Here is an 18,004-nt window from a genome sequence, read left to right on the forward strand (position 1 = left end):
TTATGCGTTTATCAAATAACTTAATGTATCAAAACAGCATTAATAAAATACTACAAAATCAAAATGGCGTAGCAAACGCACAAGAGCGAGTAAATACCAGGCAAAAGTATTTATCTACCTCAGAAGCGCCTGCCGATATATCGCAAGCTATGCTGTATACCAATAAAATACAAAGTAATGAACAGTATACAAAAAACATTAACCAGCTCAATGGCCGACTCAAAACCGAAGAAAGCGTACTGCAAGGTATTAACGAAAGTATTCAAGCAGCTAAAGATATTGCCTTAAAAGCAGGTAATGGCGCATACAGTAAAGACGACTTAAAGTCGTTAGCGTCGGAGCTAACCGAAATACAAAAAACGTTAGCTAATTTAATGAACACCCGTTCCGAAGACGGTAAATACATATTTTCAGGCTACCAAGACAGCACGCAACCGTATCAGTTTGATGCCGCTAGCGGCAAGTACAATTACCAAGGCGATCAAGGCCAGCATAAAATTACTATTGCCGAAGGTGTGTCGATTAAATCTAGCGACAACGGCTACGACACCTTTGAAAAAACCAATGCACGCCTCGATGTAGCATCTAACACAGGCGATGCATCAAGTACGCTTACGGGTTCTGTTTATGTAGATAAACAAGGTGTTTTCGATCAGTTTCATAAAGAGCAATATAACCCTGATCCAGACCCATTAGTGTCAGCCACAGCCAATACTTTTAATGTAGTGGTTACTGCGGGTGCTAACCCTGGCGATCCGGATCAGTATGAAATTTTACGTGATGGAGTAGCGCAAATACCACCAGTTAGCGGAAATGTAACCGACGAGCCAATAGAGTTTGCCGGAATGAAAATTCAGCTAACCGGCGCAGCACCTGGGCAGCAGCTCGATTTTAGCCTAGAAAAACCCCACAAAGAAAACGTACTTAATACGCTACAAGGTTTAATTACAGGTTTAAATAATGGCACGCTTACGGGGGATGATTTTCAGCAAGTACTAAACGATGGCGTGGTGCAATTACAAAATGCCAGCGAGCAAGTTGTGTTTACCCAAGCAAGTTTAGGTGGGCGCATGAATGCACTTGAAAGAGTTAGCGACTCTAACCTTGCACAAAATATTCAAAACAAAAGTAACCTTTCTGATTTAGTAGAGGTAGACATGGCAGAAGCCATTAGTGAACTCACTCAACAAGAAACCGCACTGCAAGCGTCACAAGCTACGTTTGGCCGGTTAACAAACCTCTCTTTATTTGATTACTTATAAACAGATTATAAGCAGAAATACCTTGCCGCTTTAGTGAATACAAAGCGGCAAAAACCTCCCTCAAAATAGCGGCAATTAATTGTCGTCACTCCAGCTAACCAGATAACTTATTATTAACGTTTAATATTCCAATAGAAAATACATTAAAAACATGTGGTTATATTTATTTTAAAGTTGGCACAGTAAATGCTTTTCTAGTAATTAGAAATTATCGAATAGTGGTTCCTGTTAAAACGTGTTGAACCACACTCTGTTTAAACCTAGGAGATGGTAAAATGGCATTAACAGTAAATACTAATGTGTCGTCATTAAACGCACAACGTAACTTAACTAAATCTGGCGAAGGCCTAGCAACGTCAATGGAGCGTTTAGCCTCAGGCATGCGTATTAATAGCGCTAAAGATGATGCAGCAGGCCTACAAATTTCAAACCGCTTAACCTCACAAATTAATGGTTTAGCTGTTGCTCAGCGTAACGCAAACGATGGTATTTCAATGGCACAAACAGCCGAAGGAGCATTGCAAGAATCTACTAATATTCTACAACGTATGCGCGAGTTATCACTGCAATCAGCGAATGGTTCAAATTCAGATGATGATCGTGCATCACTACAAAAAGAAGTAGCAGCCTTACAAGAAGAGCCAACCCGAATTTCTGATACAACCTCGTTCGGTGGGCAAAAGCTATTAGATGGAACATATGGTACTAAAGAGTTCCAAGTAGGAGCTAATGCAAATGAGACTATTGATGTAACTTTAGGTGGGTTTGACGCTACGGATATTGGTGTTGTTGGGGTCGATGTAAGTACTGCTGTGGGATCTCAGAACGCGATTGGTGATATTGATGCAGCAATTAAAACCATTGATGATCAACGTGCAGATTTAGGTGCAGTGCAGAACCGTTTTAGTCATACAATCAGTAACCTTGCAAATATTCAAGAAAATGTGTCTGCTTCTCGTAGCCGTATTCAAGATACTGACTTTGCCACTGAAACAGCTGCCATGACGAAAAACCAAATTTTGCAACAGGCGGGTACGTCAATCTTGTCGCAAGCGAACCAGATACCACAAGCCGCAATTAGCTTGTTAGGTGGTTAATTAAAACGTCGCTCTTGCACAATAAAAAGTATACAAAAAGCGCACGGGTTGCGCTTTTTTATTACGTAGTGAAAAAGCAAAAGCACATGTGAAGGTTATCACTATATGTAGGTGGAAATTTACTTGGGGCTTTTCAATATTGTCCTACGATACAAGAAGTGTGTGACAAAATCAGCATCTACGGAAAAGCATGATGTGATATAGTAGTCCTTCATAACTAAACATTTCACTTATCAGTGTAGCGCAGCGCCTCTTATTTTTCTGTGGTAATTAATATCTAAATCAATTTAAACACCAAGATGTACAGAGAAAATTAAAAGAATTTAAAAATAAAAACATTTAAAATCAGATAATTAAATTCATCCTCTTCAATTAAACACACTTTTTTTAAAAAAAAGCTAAAGATAATTTCTGCCCTGCCGTTAACTTAATCAGTACGGAGCTGAGCAGAAAAATTTGTAACAGCTCTTGGTTAAATTAAACAAGCAATATTACGAAAGTAATCAGGAGTTTTATCATGGCCTTAACAGTAAATACAAATGTATCTTCATTAAACGCTCAGCGTAATCTAAATAAATCAAGCCAAGGCTTAGCCACATCAATGGAGCGTTTAGCGTCAGGAATGCGCATCAATAGTGCAAAAGATGATGCGGCCGGCCTACAAATTGCCAACCGTTTAACCTCACAAGTAAATGGCCTTGCTGTGGCACAACGTAACGCTAACGACGGTATATCAATTGCGCAAACAGCCGAAGGCGCAATGAATGAAACGACTAATATTTTGCAGCGAATGCGTGAGCTAGCATTGCAATCAGCGAATGGTTCAAACTCAGATGACGACAGAGCATCACTGCAAAAAGAAGTTGTTGCATTGGGGTTAGAGGTAACGCGCATAGCCGAAAAAACAGCTTTCGGTGATATATCTTTATTAGAGGGCAGTTTTACTAGCACTAAATTCCAAGTGGGTGCTAATGCTGATGAAGTAATTTCATTTGCTATTGCAGATATGTCAGCAGATGCATTAGGTAGTACAACATTAAAAATAAATGCATTAGATATTACAGATGAACCAAAGTCTCAATTGGCTATTGCCGCAATTGATGAAGCGATTAAAACAGTAGATGAGCAAAGAGCTGATTTAGGTGCGGTGCAAAATCGGTTTAGTCATACCATTAGTAATTTAGCTAATATTCAAGAAAACGTTTCTGCTTCACGCAGTCGTATTCAAGATACTGATTTTGCCACCGAGACAGCGCAAATGACGAAAAACCAAATCTTGCAACAGGCAGGTACGTCAATCCTAGCGCAAGCAAACCAGTTGCCACAAGCGGCACTTAGTCTATTAGGTTAATAGTGAAAAGTATGGCTTAGTAGCTAACTAATACCCAAAGTCTGTATTAGTAATTTAAAAAAGGAGATGACTTTGTTCATCTCCTTTTGTTGTTTAAAGGCGCAAATTAAGCTAATTAATAAATAGTGTATACTCTATTTTAGATGGTTCAGGAGGCGTTATGAATATGATTACTTCACAGGCAGGGGGGCAGTTAACGACAAGCAATGCTGTACAAGTTGATAAGCAGCAAGCGGAGCAAGCCGCTGAGGTATTGACCTCACTGGCGGTCAAGAATGTAACACCCGCAACAATACAAGCGCAGCAGAATTTAGCGCGTACAATTGAGCAAGGTAATAACAACGAAACCAATACTACAGCACCGGCAATTGAGCGTGAGCAACTAGAGAAAGTGGCGCAGCAATTGCAGGGTTTTTTAGGGGAAATGAATCGTAGTTTACAGTTTCAGGTTGATGAAGATTCAGGCCGCGATGTAATTAAAGTGCTTGATAAAGCCACTGGCGATGTAATTAAACAATACCCTTCGGAAGAAGTGTTAAGTTTAGTGTCTAAGCTGTCTGAAACTGCGGGTTTATTAATTGACCAAACAGCATAGCTATATAAGTATATAACTAAATAGTAGCTGCGTTTTTTAAGTTTTTTGTTTTTTATTTAATAGTGTAAAGGGGTATAAACATGGCTATTTCGTTTACTGGCTTAGGTTCAGGCTTACAAGTATCTGAAATTGTGGGTGCATTGGTTAATGCCGAAAAGGCGCCTTTTGAATCACGTTTAAATAAAAAAGAAAATAACTTGACCACCGATATATCGGCTGCTGGGGCATTAAAAGCTGCGCTTGAAAAAGTGCAAGAATCGATGAGTGGGCTAGGCGACGTTGATAACTATCAAAAGCGTACTACATCGGGGGATGATGATTTTATATCGCTTAGCTCAGATAAAGACGCCCAACCAGGTGGCTACTCGGTAAAAGTAAATAATTTAGCGACTGAGCATAAAATAATGTCGAGTGCGTTTGATGCCACCAACCCTGTTGGTGCTGGCACTATGACGTTAAGCTCGGGCGATAATAGTTTTGATATTGCAGTATCAGACACTGCAACGCTAAGCGAAGTGCGCGATGCAATAAACAACAGTAAAGATAACAAAAGCATTAACGCCACTATAATTACCGATGACACAGGCCAGCGCTTAGTGTTTTCGGCTCAAACCAGTGGTGTAGAAAACCAAATTAAAATTGCAGTGGCCGATGACGATGCTAACAACACCGACAACTTAGGCCTTTCGCGTTTAGCGTTTGACCCTGCACCTGCAGGAATAAAAAATGTGAGCGAAGTAGTTGCCGCTGTTGATGCGTCAATAACTATTGACGGCACAGTAACGGTAACTAGTAGCACTAACGAATTTAAAAACGTGATTGATGGCGTGACTATTACCGCTAAAAAAGCACAAGGTATTGACGACGACCTAAGTAAGTTAACTGTTGAAGAAAATAATGACAATATAAAAGCAGGCTTAAATACTTTTATCGAAAGCTACAATGAATTATTAGATTTAAGTAATAAGTTAGGTAAATCAGGCGAAGATGGCGCTGGCGTAATGGCGGGTGATTCACTGCTGCGCGGTGTTATGTCAAAATTAAGGCAAGAAATTACTAACAGTGTTGACTTAGGCGGTGGTAACTCTTTATCGTTGTCGCAGTTAGGTGTTGAAGCCGACCGCTATGGTAAATTAAGCCTAGATAACGAACGCTTAGATGAGCAAGTAAAAAATGATATTGATTTAGTGCAGCAGTTTTTTATTGGCGAAAATAAAGACGAAGGCGGTTTTGCCCAATCGTTTGATGATTTAATGAGCTTTTACACCAAGTCTGGTGGCTTGATCCAAAATCGCATAAATAGTAGAGAAGACCAACTCCGTGATATTGGTGATGAGCGAATTTCTTTTGCACGAAAAATGGAGTCGTTAGAGTCGCGCCTTTATGCGCAGTACAACAGCATGGATTTATTAGTAGCAAACTTAAACTCAACGAGTAGTTACATTCAAGCTCAGCTAGATAACATGCCAGGCGTAGTTAGAAAGTCTAATTAGTTAAGGGCTAGGCTTTAGGGAATATACTGGGCTTTAGGCTAAGGCAAATACTGAGCTTGCGAAAAGGCAGTTTTTAGTTTTATAAGTGCGGTTTTATTTAATCACAACAATACCGCACTTTTTGCGTTAAACAGATTAAAACAGTGCAAAAAGGCTTTAAGTGATTTACTCACAAAGAGGTTAAGAGGGCGCTGCGCTTTAGAGAAGAGCAATGGGCAACACCCTCGTTTAATTTACTTTTTATTATGCTAACTGTCTTTTTAAGTGCTTTTGTAAGCGCTGATCGCTTTGTCTGATTTTTTATGCTTTAACAAGGCTTTAAACGAGTCGTCTTTATGGATATTAGCTTGAGTTAAAATAGCATTAATATGCGCTTGTGTTGCTATAAGTTCGTCACTACTTGGCTGCTCATTGCTTTCGCACCAGCTTTTTAAACACGTATTTAACGCTTCAAGTTGTAAAGCTGCTGCGTCAGCATCGTTGTTATTTACCAGTGTTTCAAGCTCGCAGAGCAATTGTTTAATTTGCTCTGCTGGCTGTTGGTCAGTTATTAAAGGCATAATAAATTAAACTGCAGGAGAGCGTTCGCTAGCAGGAATATTATCCCACCCTTCTTTTATTTCTTTCACTATGCTAGAAACTTCCATAATTGCTGCTGTATCGTTATTTAAGTTAGCTTTAGTTAGTGTACGCTGGCAATAGTCGTATAGCGCTAATAAGTTGTCTGAAATTTCTGAGCCTTGCCCAACGTCAAAATTAAGTGCGTCTTGTAATGCGCCAAAAAGTAAAATACAGGCTGAAATGTTTTCGCCTTTTTTTTCGATTTCTTTGCGTTCAATAAACCCTTTGGTTGCAGCTAAGCGCCCGATAATGTTACTAAAAATTAGGTTTATTTGTTCGTAAGGTGTCATTTCGCTAATACTGCTTGCACGAACTTGACCGTATTTTTTAATTGATGCATGTGCCATGAGAAGATCCTAAATTTTGATAACTAAAAATATTAATACAATGCCAGCAATTATAATGCCAAGCATTTATATATACTTACTTATCGGCATTTAAGACAGCAACTTAAGTAACTATTAGTGAATATTTTTATTATAAAGTGACTTTACATCTCTAATTTAAGTATTAAGCTTTGCGATTAACTTATTATGCGAATGTAGGGGGCCTTTACAACCTTAATACTTAATGGTTAATCCTTAAGTATTGTTGCTTTAATTAAAGTGTCTGTTTTTTGGCGTTAATGTCAAAAAATCGCCGCTATTACTTGCATCCAAATCCAACTGGCTTACAATTTGATTAATAAAACAAATTAGTGAAATAAATGGCTCGCTAAAGATGATCTTAATTTTAGATAATAATAACAATCGCTCTATTGGATTATATGCATCCCTTACTTTTATTGGTGAAGCGGTACAATTGCAAACTGAAGCTGACTTTGAACAGGCATGTAGCCACTATCAAAACAAAGAATGTATTGTGGTGTTAGGTGCTTTGCAGTCTTTAGATCATGAAAGTTTAATTAAACGATACCCAACATTTCCTTTTTTACTCATTGGTGAAACGCTTAAACCTTTGTTGAGTTTGGCTAATGTTGTTGGACTAATTTGTGAGCCATTTACTCATGAAGTTACTACTCAGTTACTACATGATTGTCAGCAATATCAGCGTATGCTCCCTCATGAGCATCAACACAATAAAGAAAAAAGTACCTTTGATGGCCTTGTAGGTGAAACCAAAGCCGTGAAGGATTTACGCTTTTTAATTACGCAGGTTGCTAAAACCGATGCCAACGTACTTATTTTAGGTGAGTCGGGCACAGGTAAAGAAGTGGTCGCCCGTAACGTACATTTGCTTTCTAAACGTAATAAAGGCCCATTTGTACCAGTAAACTGTGGGGCTATTCCTGCTGAGCTATTAGAAAGTGAACTATTTGGTCATGAAAAAGGCGCGTTTACTGGGGCTATTTCAGCACGAAAAGGCCGTTTTGAGTTAGCGCAAGGTGGCACGCTATTTTTAGATGAAATAGGGGATATGCCACTGCAAATGCAGGTTAAGTTACTGCGAGTGCTCCAAGAGCGTAGCTATGAGCGCGTTGGTGGTACCAAAGCGATCCAAGCTGATGTGCGTGTGATTGCTGCAACCCACCGTGACCTTGAAAGCATGATAGAAAAAGGCTCATTTAGAGAAGATTTATACTATCGCTTAAATGTTTTTCCTATTGAGAGCCCATCTCTTGCTCAACGCGCAGAAGACATACCATTACTACTTAAAGAGCTTATGCGCCGTGTAAATGAACAAAACGGGGTTACGGCTAAGTTTACAGAGCGTGCTATTGATAGTTTAAAAGAACATGCTTGGCCGGGTAATATTCGTGAGCTGGCGAACCTTGTTGAACGCATGGTTATTATGTTTCCAGATAAGGTGGTGGATGTTCCTGATTTACCCAATAAATACCGCTACATTGAAGTTGAAGCCTATGAGCCACAGTACCCAGAAGAGCTGATGGAGCGTGATGCCTTTAATGATATTTTTAGTGGCGGATTTAGCGAAGATGAAATAGATCTCGAAGATGATTTTGTTCAAGCCGCACCTGGTTTATTGCCCGATGAAGGTATTGAGCTTAAAGAGTACTTAGCTGAGCTTGAAATTAACTTAATCACACAGGCATTAGAGCGCTTTGATTACGTTGTCGCCCGCGCTGCTGAAGTACTTGGTGTAAGGCGAACCACTCTGGTCGAAAAAATGAAAAAATATAACTTGTCTAGGGATTAAGAGCAAGTGCCGATATTAGGTACTAGGTGTAAGGTGTTAGGTTGGAAAAAATAAACACCGCGTTTAATGCAAACTCAGCGCTATACTTGTCAGCGGGTTAACCTCGCGTCGGTGTTGGGTGCCAACTTATTGTTTTTTGGTAAATATAATAATTAAAGGGTCAACTAAAAAGCCTAAAGTTATGCTGTTTGCTTAACTTTTAACCTTTAACTTTTAACCTTTAACTTTTAACCTTTAACTTTTAACCTTTAACCTTTAACCTTTAACCTTTAACCTTTAACCTTTAACCTTTAACCTTTAACCTTTAACCTTTAACCCTAACTTTTTAACTTCTTCCTTCCTAAAACAATCATTACTATGATCGTTAACCATACCGCACGCCTGCATGTAGGCATACACTGTGGTTGGGCCTAAAAACTTAAAACCGCGCTTTTTTAAATCTTTTGCAAATAACGTTGATGCTTCAGTAACTGCAGGGTAATCCGCAATCGTCTCTAAATCGTTTACCTGAGGTTTATTGCCAACAAACCGCCACTGGTAATCACTAAAGCTGCCAAACTCTTTTTGAATATCAATAAAGCACTTTGCATTATTAATTGCTGCGGCTATTTTTAAGCGGTTGCGAACAATTCCCTCATTTTGCATTAATGTTTCTAGGTCCTGCTCAGTAAAGGCCGCTACTTTATTTACATCAAAGTTTGCAAAGGCGTTTTTATAATTAGCGCGCTTTTTTAATATGGTGTACCAACTTAACCCTGCTTGTGCCGATTCTAAGGTTAAACACTCAAAAAGTAGGTGATCGTCATACACAGGTACGCCCCATTCATGGTCATGGTAATCCACGTAGTCTGGTTTTGAAGTATCTAACCATGGACAGCGATACTGAGCTTCTTCTTTCATACTTATTCCTTAGCGCGTCATTTTTACGGCACGTATTTTAATTGTTTAAATTGTTGATATTATGAGGAAATAATTTTGGTACATATTGTGCATTAGCCAGTGTATCTACATTATTTTAGAGAGTTGATTATGGCCCTTGCAAGTGTGCTAAAACCTCAGTTTATTTCTGCTAATCAGTATAACCCATGTTTACTGCAAGAGGAGTATGTTGGTGAGTTGAGTGATTTGCGTCAACAAGCAAGTTGGCTCTCTCATCTAGTTGATACCATGCCTGCGGGCGTGATTGTACTCGATGGTAAAGGAATGATCGCTAAGGCAAACCAAATAGCTATCGATATGCTCGGCGAGCCATTAGAAGGTGAGAAGTGGTTTAGCGTTATTCAGCGCTCATTTCGTCCTCATCAAGATGATGGTCATGAAGTGTCGTTAAAAGATGGACGCTTAATAAAGCTCGATATTACTGCACTTGCGCCTGAGCCTGGGCAACTTATACTAATGACCGATTTAACCGAAACTCGACGCTTACAAAAGCGAGTCGCGCATATGCAGCGTTTAAGTGCCTTAGGTAAAATGGTGGCGTCTTTAGCTCATCAAGTACGCACACCGTTATCAGCGGCTATGTTGTATGCCGCAAATTTAGGCTCAAAACGCTTACCCGAAGCGTCTCGCGGCAGTTTTCATACTAAATTAATGTCACGTTTAAAAGATTTAGAAACCCAAGTAAACGACATGCTGTTATTTGCTAAAAGTGGTGATCAGCAAGTTGTTGAGCAAGTGTCGATGCAACAGCTACTCAGTGAGGTTAAAGCCGGTGCCGATGCTATGGTAGCGCTCAATGATAGCGAATTAAATGTGAGCTTACCTGAACTCGATATTGAAATTATGGGTAACAAAACAGCATTAGCAAGCGCAATTCAAAACCTAATTCATAATAGTATTCAAGTCATTGGCAGTGGTGCACAAGTACATCTTAGTGCTTTGCGTGATACGCAAGACCCTGATTATGTCCGCATTAGTGTTAGTGATAACGGCCCTGGGCTTGATTTAGCTCAAAGTGAAAAAATATTTGAACCCTTTTATACCACTAAAAGCCAAGGTACTGGTTTAGGACTTGCCGTTGTAAGTTCAGTGGCCAGTGCACATCAGGGACGTGTTGAAGCAAACAACAACCCACAAGGGGGAGCAATTTTTAGTATGTTGCTACCTATTAGTGTCACATCTAAATTAGGGGAGTTACAATGAGTAACACTATTTTAGTTGTAGAAGATGACGCCGGACTTCGTGAAGCATTAATTGATACGCTTGAAATGTCAGGTATAGCCTGTATGGCCGCCAATAGTGCTGAGCAAGCCATGTTGCTACTAAAAAAAGAAGTATTTTCATTGGTGGTCAGTGATGTACAAATGGGCGCAATGAGCGGCCTAGATTTATTACGTAGTATTAAATTAAATTACCCTGATTTACCCGTACTAATGATGACGGCCTATGCCACTATTGATGATGCTGTAGAGGCTATGCGTTTAGGCGCGATTGATTATATGGCTAAGCCATTTGCACCAGAAGTGCTATTGAATATGGTGAGTCGTTACTTACCAGAAAAAGAAAAAGAAACAGACGGGCCCATTGTCGCCGACCCTAGTAGTATTCAATTACTCGAACTTGCTAATAAAGTTGCTCGATCAGATGCCAGTGTGATGGTGCTTGGGCCAAGTGGCTCTGGTAAAGAAGTACTGGCGCGTTATATTCATGACAAATCAAAACGCTGTAATGAACCGTTTGTTGCGATTAACTGTGCTGCTATTCCTGAAAATATGCTCGAAGCCACTTTATTTGGTTATGAGAAAGGCGCGTTTACCGGTGCTATACAAGCTTGTCCTGGTAAGTTTGAACAAGCACAGGGCGGTACTATTTTACTTGATGAAATTACCGAGATGGATTTAGGCTTACAAGCCAAATTACTGCGGGTATTGCAAGAGCGTGAAGTTGAGCGTTTAGGTGGTCGTAAAACCATTGCACTGGATGTACGTGTGCTTGCCACAAGTAACCGAGAGTTAAAAGAAGCGGTTGCTGATAACCAGTTCCGCGAAGATTTATACTATCGACTCAATGTTTTCCCATTGCTATGGCGACCACTGTGTGAGCGCCCAGGGGACATTATTGTGCTGGCTAAACATTTGATTGAACGTCACTTAAGTAAAAGCAAAGAGCCAATGGCGTATTTAGATAGCAGTGCAGAGCAAAAACTGCTTAGCCATAGCTGGCCCGGTAACGTACGCGAACTAGATAACGTTATTCAACGCGCATTAATTTTACGCAGTGGAAATAGTATTGATGAACATGCTATTTTTATCGAAAATCTAGCCCCAACGCATTTTGTAGCAGAAACTAAAGCTGACATTGAGCCTGTAAAAAGTAGTCTCAGTAACGCTTATTATGATGAAAAAGCAGCGCCTGTAGATGAGCAAAAAAATGATTTGTTAGCCGTCGATACCGGCAGTTACAAAGATGAGCTTAAAGATAAAGAACATCGCATAATTTTAGAAACCTTGGCACGCTGTCAAGGAAAGCGTAAAGAAGTAGCCGAAACCTTAGGTATTAGCCCACGTACTTTGCGTTACAAATTAGCACAAATGCGCGATTTAGGTATTTCCCTCCCAGCATAACCCCCATAAGCCCTAAGTTCAATCACTTGAATTTAGGGCTGTCAAAACTCTGACTGCTTAATTATTTTACTTAAAGCATTGTTTTAATTGGTTTTAATTTTTGGCATGTTTTGTGCTTTATTCTCTTTAAGAGTTTACTGCATTATCAGAGACAATTATGAAAATTCAAAACAGTGCTTTATTTCAAGAAATGCAATCAATGGCTGCAGAGGCCACACGTAGTAATCAAGTTAATAACTTGCCAACGCAAGTGCAATCAACCTCTACAGCACAGTTTGGTGACATGTTGAGTAATGCCCTTAATACAGTGCATGAACTTCAGCAAGACACAGGGCAAAAAGTAAAAGCGGTAGAGAATGGCGACAGAAGCGTATCACTTGCCGAGGCTATGATTGCTTCGCAAAAGTCTTCTGTGGCATTTGAAGCTACGGTACAGGTTCGTAATAAGCTTGTTGAATCTTATAAAGAAATTATGAATATGCCTGTTTAACTAGGTAGTGGAGAATTATAGTGGCGCAATCTAATCAATCTACAGATCTGGCACTTGCTGATGGCATGATGGAGCAAAGTGAAAACGAAGATCAACAAGAGCAAAAATCAGGCTATTTCAGTGCCCTTGGCGGTGTTGATGTTTTACGTCAAATTACCCTGATTGTTGCATTAGCTATTTGTTTAGCCATTGCTATTTTCGTTATTATTTGGGCTCGTCAGCCAGATATGCGCCCTTTAGGTAAAATGCAAACTGAAGAGTTAATAGAAACACTCGACTTTTTAGATGCACAAAAAATTGACTACCAACTTGATGGCAATGTGGTCTCGGTGGATGAAACTGAATATCAAAATATCAAGTTATTGATGACCCGTGAAGGTTTAGATCAAGGGCCTACATCAGGTAGCGACATTATTATGCAAGACATGGGGTTTGGGGTAAGCCAACGTTTAGAACGTGAGCGCCTTAAACATGGCCGTGAGCAACAACTTGCCCGTACTATAGAAGAGCTAAATAATGTTACTCGCGCCAAAGTATTGTTAGCGATTCCCAAAGAAAATGTATTTGCCCGTAGAGAGAAAAAACCCTCTGCGACTGTTGTACTTACTCTTAAACGCGGTCGCTCTCTAGATGGCGAAGAAGTTGACTCGGTTGTTGATATGATAGCTTCAGCAGTACAAGGGCTTGAGCCTTCGCGCGTTACTGTGACCGATCAAAATGGTCGTTTATTAAATTCAGGCTCGCAAACCTCTTTAGCTGCACGCTCACGTAAAGAATACGATATTGAACGTAAACGTGAGCAAGAATACCTAGAAAAAATCGACAGTATTTTGATCCCCGTGGTTGGATTAGGTAATTACACCGCACAAGTAGATTTAAGTATGGACTTTAGTGCGGTAGAAGAAACACAAAAACGTTACAACCCAGACTTACCTGCGGTAAGAAGTGAAACAACCTTTGAAGAAAATAATATTGGTGGCCTAGCGGTTGGTATTCCAGGCGCGCTGACTAATCAGCCACCAGTTAACTCAACTATTCCTGAAGATGCGATGGCGGGCGGTGCAGGCACTGCAACCTCACCGAGTAGAACTCACAAAGAAGCCACTCGTAACTATGAGCTCGATACCACTATTTCACATAAGCGTCAGCAAACCGGTGTGATCCGCAGAATCAGTGTGTCTGTAGCGGTTGATTACCTGCCTACGGTGGGTGAAAATGGTGAAACAACTATGACGCCACGCTCGGTAGAAGCTTTGTCAAATATTCGTCGCTTGTTACAAGGTGGCGTAGGCTTTGATATGCAACGGGGTGATGCTCTTGAAGTAGTAACCGTACCATTTGTTCGTGAAGACTCAGCGCTTGATTTTGAATTGCCTTTATGGGAACAAGACTGGTTTATGAAAATGTTGCGCTTAGTGTTAGGTGCGCTGGTTATTATTGTACTGATATTAGCTGTTGTTAAACCTATGCTTAAACGCTTAATTTACCCAGATAATACACTTGAAGAATACGATGAAGACTCTCTTAGTTCAGGTGTTGACCTTGGTGACAGCACATTAGATATGCTAAATAATGACTTTGATTCTGCTTCTGTTGGCTTCTCTAGCGATGGTACACTACGCTTACCAGACCTACATGGCGACGAAGACTTACTCAAAGCGGTTCGTGCGCTTGTAGCCAATGAACCAGAACTATCATCACAAGTAGTGAAAGCGTGGTTAACAGAAGATGACTGATCAAGAACAAAAACAACTACCAGCGGCGTTTGATGTTGATAAGCTCGATGGTGTAGATAAAGCGGCGATATTATTGCTGAGCTTATCTGAAGAAGATGCAGCGCAAATCCTAAAGCACTTAGAGCCAAAACAAGTGCAAAAGGTAGGTATGGCTATGGCGGCAATCGATGATTTGTCGCAAGCTAAAATTAGCGCAGTTCATAATTTATTTATTGAACAAATTCAGAGCTTTAGTACGATAGGTTTTCAGTCTGAAGATTTTATCAAAAAAGCACTTACTGCTGCATTAGGTGAAGATAAAGCCGCCAGCTTAATAGACCAAATTGTTATGGGCTCAGGCGCTAAAGGTCTTGATTCATTGAAATGGATGGACTCAAAGCAGGTAGCTAACATTATTCGTAATGAGCACCCGCAAATTCAAACAATTGTGCTTTCTTATTTAGAGCCTGAACAATCAGCTGAAATTTTAGCGCAATTTACTGAAAAAGTGCGCCTAGATTTAACCATGCGTATTGCCAATTTAGAAGAAGTACAACCAGCAGCTTTACAAGAATTAAACGAAATTATGGAAAAACAATTTGCTGGTCAAGCAGGCGCACAAGCTGCGAAGATGGGGGGCTTAAAAGCGGCTGCAGATATTATGAACTACCTCGATACCAATGTTGAAGGGCAGTTAATGGATTCTATCCGTGAGCATGACGAAGAAATGTCGCAACAAATTCAAGATTTAATGTTTGTCTTCGAAAACTTAATGGATGTAGACAACAGAGGCATTCAAGCAATCCTGCGTGAAGTGCCGCAAGATGTATTAATGAAAGCCATTAAAGGGACCGACGATGCCCTTAAAGAGAAAATTTTGGGTAACATGTCAAAACGTGCCGCTGAAATGCTCGCTGATGATTTAGAAGCTATGGCTCCTGTGCGCATTAGTGAAGTAGAAGCAGCGCAAAAAGAAATTTTATCAACAGCACGTCGCCTTTCTGATTCAGGTGAAATTATGCTTGGTGGTGGCGGTGGTGAGGAGTTCTTATAATCTATGAGTCACTCTAAAGGTCGCCCATTACATGCAGATGAAGCTGATGAGTTATTAAAAAATTGGCCAATTCCTGATGTTTCTCCCGATGAGCGTAGCTTTCGCAATCGTTCTACGGCTTATGGCACACCCTTAGCCGAGCTATACCGTAAAGAAATAGCAAAAGAACAAGTAGAAGAACCGGAAGAACCAGAGCTGCCTTCATTAACTATGGTAGAGCTGGAGCGTATTCGCCAAGATGCCTACGAAGAAGGCCTTAAACAAGGGCACGAACAAGGCTATATAGATGGCTTTGACAAAGGCGTAACCGAGGGTAAAGAGGCGGGTTACAAAGAAGGTGTAGAGCTGGGTAAAACACAAGGCCAAGAAGACGTTAAACCATTAATTGATGAGCAGTTGAGCAGCCTGCGTGGCTTACTAGATAGTTTAAGCGACCCGCTTAAAAAAGTGGACGAGCAAGCAGAAAGACAGCTGGTACAGCTAGCCACTATGCTCAGTGAAGCGATTATTTATCAAGAAGTAAAAACATCACCTGATATTATTTTACATACTTTGAAAAAAAGTATTGATGCACTCAATGCAGAACAACAGAAAGTTAAAATTCATCTTCATCCAGATGACTTAACGCTAATAAAAACCAGTTATGGTGAGCAAGCTATTGAAGATAATCATTGGCAACTAATTGCAGAACCCACTCTAGAGCGGGGCGGTTGTGAAGTTAAAACAACGTTATCATCTTTAGATATGACCTTGAAAACCCGTATCAAAGAAACATTGGATAGCTTTTTGCATAACAGTGGTATCTAACTTTTTATTGGCGTGTCATGTCTGTGAGCGATACTTCATTAAGCGAACGCTTATCTCAATACCAACGGCATATTAAAATTCCAACGCCTGCGGTTGCGGGCGTTTTAACCCGTGTGGTTGGTTTAACACTGGAAGCCAAAGGTTTGCGCGCTCCGGTAGGCAGCCAATGTAAAATTGAAACAATGAACGGCTTTGTTGACGCTGAAATTGTTGGTTTTAACGATCAAACTTTGTATTTAATGCCTAACGACCACATTTCAGGCGTACTGCCTGGTGCGCGAGTTATCCCCCAAGTTAATGACACAGGTTTGCCTGTTGGCATGAGCTTACTTGGTCGAGTGATAGACGGCTTAGGCAGACCTTTAGATGGCTTAGGTAAAATTAACGCAGAACATACACTTAAATTTGCTCAAAATGCAATAAACCCACTGGCACGGCGCCCCATTAGTAAACCTATGGATGTGGGGGTGCGGGCTATTAACTCAGTAATTACGGTAGGCCAAGGTCAGCGTATGGGTTTATTTGCAGGCTCTGGTGTGGGTAAATCAGTATTATTAGGCATGATGACCCGAGGCAGTGAAGCCGATGTGATTGTGGTGGGTTTAGTCGGTGAGCGTGGTCGAGAAGTAAAAGAATTTATTGAAGAAATACTGGGTGTTGAAGGGCGTAAACGTTCAGTTGTTGTTGCAGCCCCCGCTGATGCCTCACCATTAATGCGATTAAAAGGCTGCGAAAGTGCGGTAACCATTGCAGAGTATTTTCGAGATCAAGGTTTAAACGTGTTGTTATTACTCGACTCGGTGACGCGTTATGCTATGGCACAGCGTGAAATCGCGCTGGCTGTGGGTGAGCCCCCTGCAACAAAAGGCTACCCACCTTCAGTATTTGCTAAATTACCTGCGCTGGTGGAAAGAGCGGGTAACGGCGGGGAAGGGCAAGGTTCTATTACTGCCTTTTTTACCGTACTGAGTGAAGGCGATGACATGCAAGACCCGATTGCTGATGCTGCACGTGCCATACTTGACGGGCATATTGTTTTATCGCGTGATTTAGCCGACAGTGGCCATTATCCTGCCATTGACATAGAAAAATCGATTTCTCGAGTTATGCCTCAAGTGGTGTCTGAGTCGCACATGCAACAAGCTCGGGTGCTTAAGCAAGTGTATTCAATGTATCAACAAAACAAAGACATGATTACCTTGGGCGCTTATCAAAAAGGCAGTGATCAAATGCTCGATCAGGCAATAAACATGATGCCAAAAGTGAACGCATTTTTACAACAAGGGATGCGTGATGTGATTAGCTATGATGATGGCCTTCAAGGGCTAGCGCAATTATTAGGACAAGCATAATGGCAAAAAATAAACTGCATTTGTTGCTTAGGCTTGAAAACGAAAAAGAAGAAACGTTACGCATGAGCTACTTGCAAGCTAATCAAAACTTGCAATTAAATCAGCAAAAGCTGCAGGGCTTAAATGACTTTCGACTAGAATACACGCAGCAACTTCATATTAAGGGGCAATCGGGTTTATCAAGTGCCGGATTTAGTCAGTATCATGCATTCATTGCTAAGATTGAAGAAGCGATACGTCAACAAGCAAGCACTGTTAACACTGCAAAGCAGGTGGTTAGCCAGCGTAAAACCTTGTGGTTAAAGCAACAAGTAAAAGCGAAAGCGGTTGCTAAGTTAATTGAAAAACAACAGATAAAAGCGGATATGTTGGCCGCTAAAAGTGAGCAAAAAATGCTCGATGAATTTTCCTCTAATCAGTTTTATCAAAGGCATAAAGCACTATAAG

At 40.5% G+C, this 18,004-nt stretch carries 17 protein-coding genes; 14 read left to right on the forward strand and 3 right to left on the reverse strand.

Features of this window, described 5'->3' with window-relative positions:
• The first annotated feature begins 2 nt into the window (after positions 1-2).
• The 5 genes from flgL to fliD all read left to right on the forward strand — a co-directional run bounded on the left by flgL (position 3) and on the right by fliD (position 5,798).
• Positions 3-1,262 (forward strand): flagellar hook-associated protein FlgL, encoded by a 1,260-nt coding sequence (flgL, locus tag MTN96_RS22580; RefSeq protein WP_248532808.1) that lies wholly within the window; start codon positions 3-5, stop codon positions 1,260-1,262.
• 275 nt (positions 1,263-1,537) lie between these two features.
• Positions 1,538-2,359, forward strand: a complete 822-nt coding sequence (locus tag MTN96_RS22585; protein ID WP_248532809.1) for a flagellin domain-containing protein — start codon at positions 1,538-1,540, stop codon at positions 2,357-2,359.
• Between the two features lie 517 nt (positions 2,360-2,876).
• The gene (locus MTN96_RS22590; RefSeq protein WP_248532810.1) at positions 2,877-3,710 is read left to right on the forward strand and encodes a flagellin domain-containing protein; all 834 of its coding nucleotides are present in this window, start codon (positions 2,877-2,879) and stop codon (positions 3,708-3,710) included.
• Positions 3,711-3,870: 160 nt separating this feature from the next.
• Positions 3,871-4,305, forward strand: coding sequence for a flagellar protein FlaG (locus MTN96_RS22595; RefSeq protein ID WP_248532811.1), 435 nt, complete (start codon positions 3,871-3,873; stop codon positions 4,303-4,305).
• Positions 4,306-4,385: 80 nt separating this feature from the next.
• Positions 4,386-5,798 (forward strand): flagellar filament capping protein FliD, encoded by a 1,413-nt coding sequence (fliD, locus tag MTN96_RS22600; protein WP_248532812.1) that lies wholly within the window; start codon positions 4,386-4,388, stop codon positions 5,796-5,798.
• 260 nt (positions 5,799-6,058) lie between these two features.
• Here fliD and MTN96_RS22605 read toward each other — a convergent pair whose 3' ends face one another.
• Both MTN96_RS22605 and fliS read right to left on the reverse strand, forming a co-directional pair.
• Entirely contained in the window at positions 6,059-6,358 is a 300-nt protein-coding gene (locus MTN96_RS22605; RefSeq protein ID WP_036981719.1) for a hypothetical protein, read from the reverse strand.
• Between the two features lie 6 nt (positions 6,359-6,364).
• A complete protein-coding gene (gene fliS / locus MTN96_RS22610; RefSeq protein ID WP_248532813.1) occupies positions 6,365-6,766 on the reverse strand; it encodes a flagellar export chaperone FliS in 402 nt (133 codons plus the stop codon).
• A gap of 373 nt (positions 6,767-7,139) precedes the next feature.
• On the opposite strand from fliS, the gene MTN96_RS22615 reads away from it, so the two are divergent.
• The gene (locus MTN96_RS22615) at positions 7,140-8,576 is read left to right on the forward strand and encodes a sigma-54-dependent Fis family transcriptional regulator (RefSeq protein WP_248532814.1); all 1,437 of its coding nucleotides are present in this window, start codon (positions 7,140-7,142) and stop codon (positions 8,574-8,576) included.
• A gap of 297 nt (positions 8,577-8,873) precedes the next feature.
• On the opposite strand, the gene MTN96_RS22620 is transcribed toward MTN96_RS22615, so the two are convergent.
• Entirely contained in the window at positions 8,874-9,476 is a 603-nt protein-coding gene (locus tag MTN96_RS22620) for a DNA-3-methyladenine glycosylase I (RefSeq protein ID WP_248532815.1), read from the reverse strand.
• Between the two features lie 129 nt (positions 9,477-9,605).
• Here MTN96_RS22620 and MTN96_RS22625 point away from each other — a divergent pair, with 129 nt between their 5' ends.
• The 8 genes from MTN96_RS22625 to fliJ all read left to right on the forward strand — a co-directional run bounded on the left by MTN96_RS22625 (position 9,606) and on the right by fliJ (position 18,003).
• Complete coding sequence (locus MTN96_RS22625; protein ID WP_248532816.1) at positions 9,606-10,718, forward strand: PAS domain-containing sensor histidine kinase; 1,113 nt, start codon at positions 9,606-9,608, stop codon at positions 10,716-10,718.
• The gene (locus MTN96_RS22630) at positions 10,715-12,139 is read left to right on the forward strand and encodes a sigma-54 dependent transcriptional regulator (protein ID WP_036981728.1); all 1,425 of its coding nucleotides are present in this window, start codon (positions 10,715-10,717) and stop codon (positions 12,137-12,139) included. Before MTN96_RS22625 ends, MTN96_RS22630 begins: the two co-directional genes overlap by 4 nt.
• A 157-nt stretch (positions 12,140-12,296) precedes the next feature.
• On the forward strand, positions 12,297-12,629 hold the full coding sequence (gene fliE / locus MTN96_RS22635) for a flagellar hook-basal body complex protein FliE (protein ID WP_016899229.1): 333 nt from the start codon (positions 12,297-12,299) through the stop codon (positions 12,627-12,629).
• A 20-nt stretch (positions 12,630-12,649) separates the two neighbouring features.
• Positions 12,650-14,365: a flagellar basal-body MS-ring/collar protein FliF gene (gene fliF, locus MTN96_RS22640; RefSeq protein ID WP_069438712.1), complete on the forward strand. Its 1,716-nt coding sequence runs from the start codon at positions 12,650-12,652 to the stop codon at positions 14,363-14,365.
• On the forward strand, positions 14,358-15,398 hold the full coding sequence (gene fliG / locus MTN96_RS22645) for a flagellar motor switch protein FliG (protein ID WP_036981734.1): 1,041 nt from the start codon (positions 14,358-14,360) through the stop codon (positions 15,396-15,398). The genes fliF and fliG overlap by 8 nt, the downstream gene beginning before the upstream one ends.
• Before the next feature lie 3 nt (positions 15,399-15,401).
• The gene (gene fliH, locus MTN96_RS22650; RefSeq protein ID WP_036981737.1) at positions 15,402-16,205 is read left to right on the forward strand and encodes a flagellar assembly protein FliH; all 804 of its coding nucleotides are present in this window, start codon (positions 15,402-15,404) and stop codon (positions 16,203-16,205) included.
• A 17-nt stretch (positions 16,206-16,222) separates the two neighbouring features.
• The gene (gene fliI, locus MTN96_RS22655; protein WP_248532817.1) at positions 16,223-17,557 is read left to right on the forward strand and encodes a flagellar protein export ATPase FliI; all 1,335 of its coding nucleotides are present in this window, start codon (positions 16,223-16,225) and stop codon (positions 17,555-17,557) included.
• The gene (gene fliJ / locus MTN96_RS22660; protein ID WP_248532818.1) at positions 17,557-18,003 is read left to right on the forward strand and encodes a flagellar export protein FliJ; all 447 of its coding nucleotides are present in this window, start codon (positions 17,557-17,559) and stop codon (positions 18,001-18,003) included. The genes fliI and fliJ overlap by 1 nt, the downstream gene beginning before the upstream one ends.
• The last annotated feature ends 1 nt before the right edge of the window (position 18,004 follow it).

The sequence above is a fragment of the Pseudoalteromonas sp. 2CM28B genome, assembly GCF_023161935.1.

Excerpts from the sequence above, each read along its gene's own strand:
- flgL (WP_248532808.1), top strand. The coding sequence starts at position 3 with ATGCGTTTATCAAATAACTTAATGTATCAAAACAGCATTAATAAAATA.
- MTN96_RS22585 (WP_248532809.1), top strand. The coding sequence starts at position 1,538 with ATGGCATTAACAGTAAATACTAATGTGTCGTCATTAAACGCACAACGT.
- MTN96_RS22590 (WP_248532810.1), top strand. The coding sequence starts at position 2,877 with ATGGCCTTAACAGTAAATACAAATGTATCTTCATTAAACGCTCAGCGT.
- MTN96_RS22595 (WP_248532811.1), top strand. The coding sequence starts at position 3,871 with ATGAATATGATTACTTCACAGGCAGGGGGGCAGTTAACGACAAGCAAT.
- fliD (WP_248532812.1), top strand. The coding sequence starts at position 4,386 with ATGGCTATTTCGTTTACTGGCTTAGGTTCAGGCTTACAAGTATCTGAA.
- MTN96_RS22605 (WP_036981719.1), bottom strand. The coding sequence starts at position 6,358 with ATGCCTTTAATAACTGACCAACAGCCAGCAGAGCAAATTAAACAATTG.
- fliS (WP_248532813.1), bottom strand. The coding sequence starts at position 6,766 with ATGGCACATGCATCAATTAAAAAATACGGTCAAGTTCGTGCAAGCAGT.
- MTN96_RS22615 (WP_248532814.1), top strand. The coding sequence starts at position 7,140 with ATGATCTTAATTTTAGATAATAATAACAATCGCTCTATTGGATTATAT.
- MTN96_RS22620 (WP_248532815.1), bottom strand. The coding sequence starts at position 9,476 with ATGAAAGAAGAAGCTCAGTATCGCTGTCCATGGTTAGATACTTCAAAA.
- MTN96_RS22625 (WP_248532816.1), top strand. The coding sequence starts at position 9,606 with ATGGCCCTTGCAAGTGTGCTAAAACCTCAGTTTATTTCTGCTAATCAG.
- MTN96_RS22630 (WP_036981728.1), top strand. The coding sequence starts at position 10,715 with ATGAGTAACACTATTTTAGTTGTAGAAGATGACGCCGGACTTCGTGAA.
- fliE (WP_016899229.1), top strand. The coding sequence starts at position 12,297 with ATGAAAATTCAAAACAGTGCTTTATTTCAAGAAATGCAATCAATGGCT.
- fliG (WP_036981734.1), top strand. The coding sequence starts at position 14,358 with ATGACTGATCAAGAACAAAAACAACTACCAGCGGCGTTTGATGTTGAT.
- fliH (WP_036981737.1), top strand. The coding sequence starts at position 15,402 with ATGAGTCACTCTAAAGGTCGCCCATTACATGCAGATGAAGCTGATGAG.
- fliI (WP_248532817.1), top strand. The coding sequence starts at position 16,223 with ATGTCTGTGAGCGATACTTCATTAAGCGAACGCTTATCTCAATACCAA.
- fliJ (WP_248532818.1), top strand. The coding sequence starts at position 17,557 with ATGGCAAAAAATAAACTGCATTTGTTGCTTAGGCTTGAAAACGAAAAA.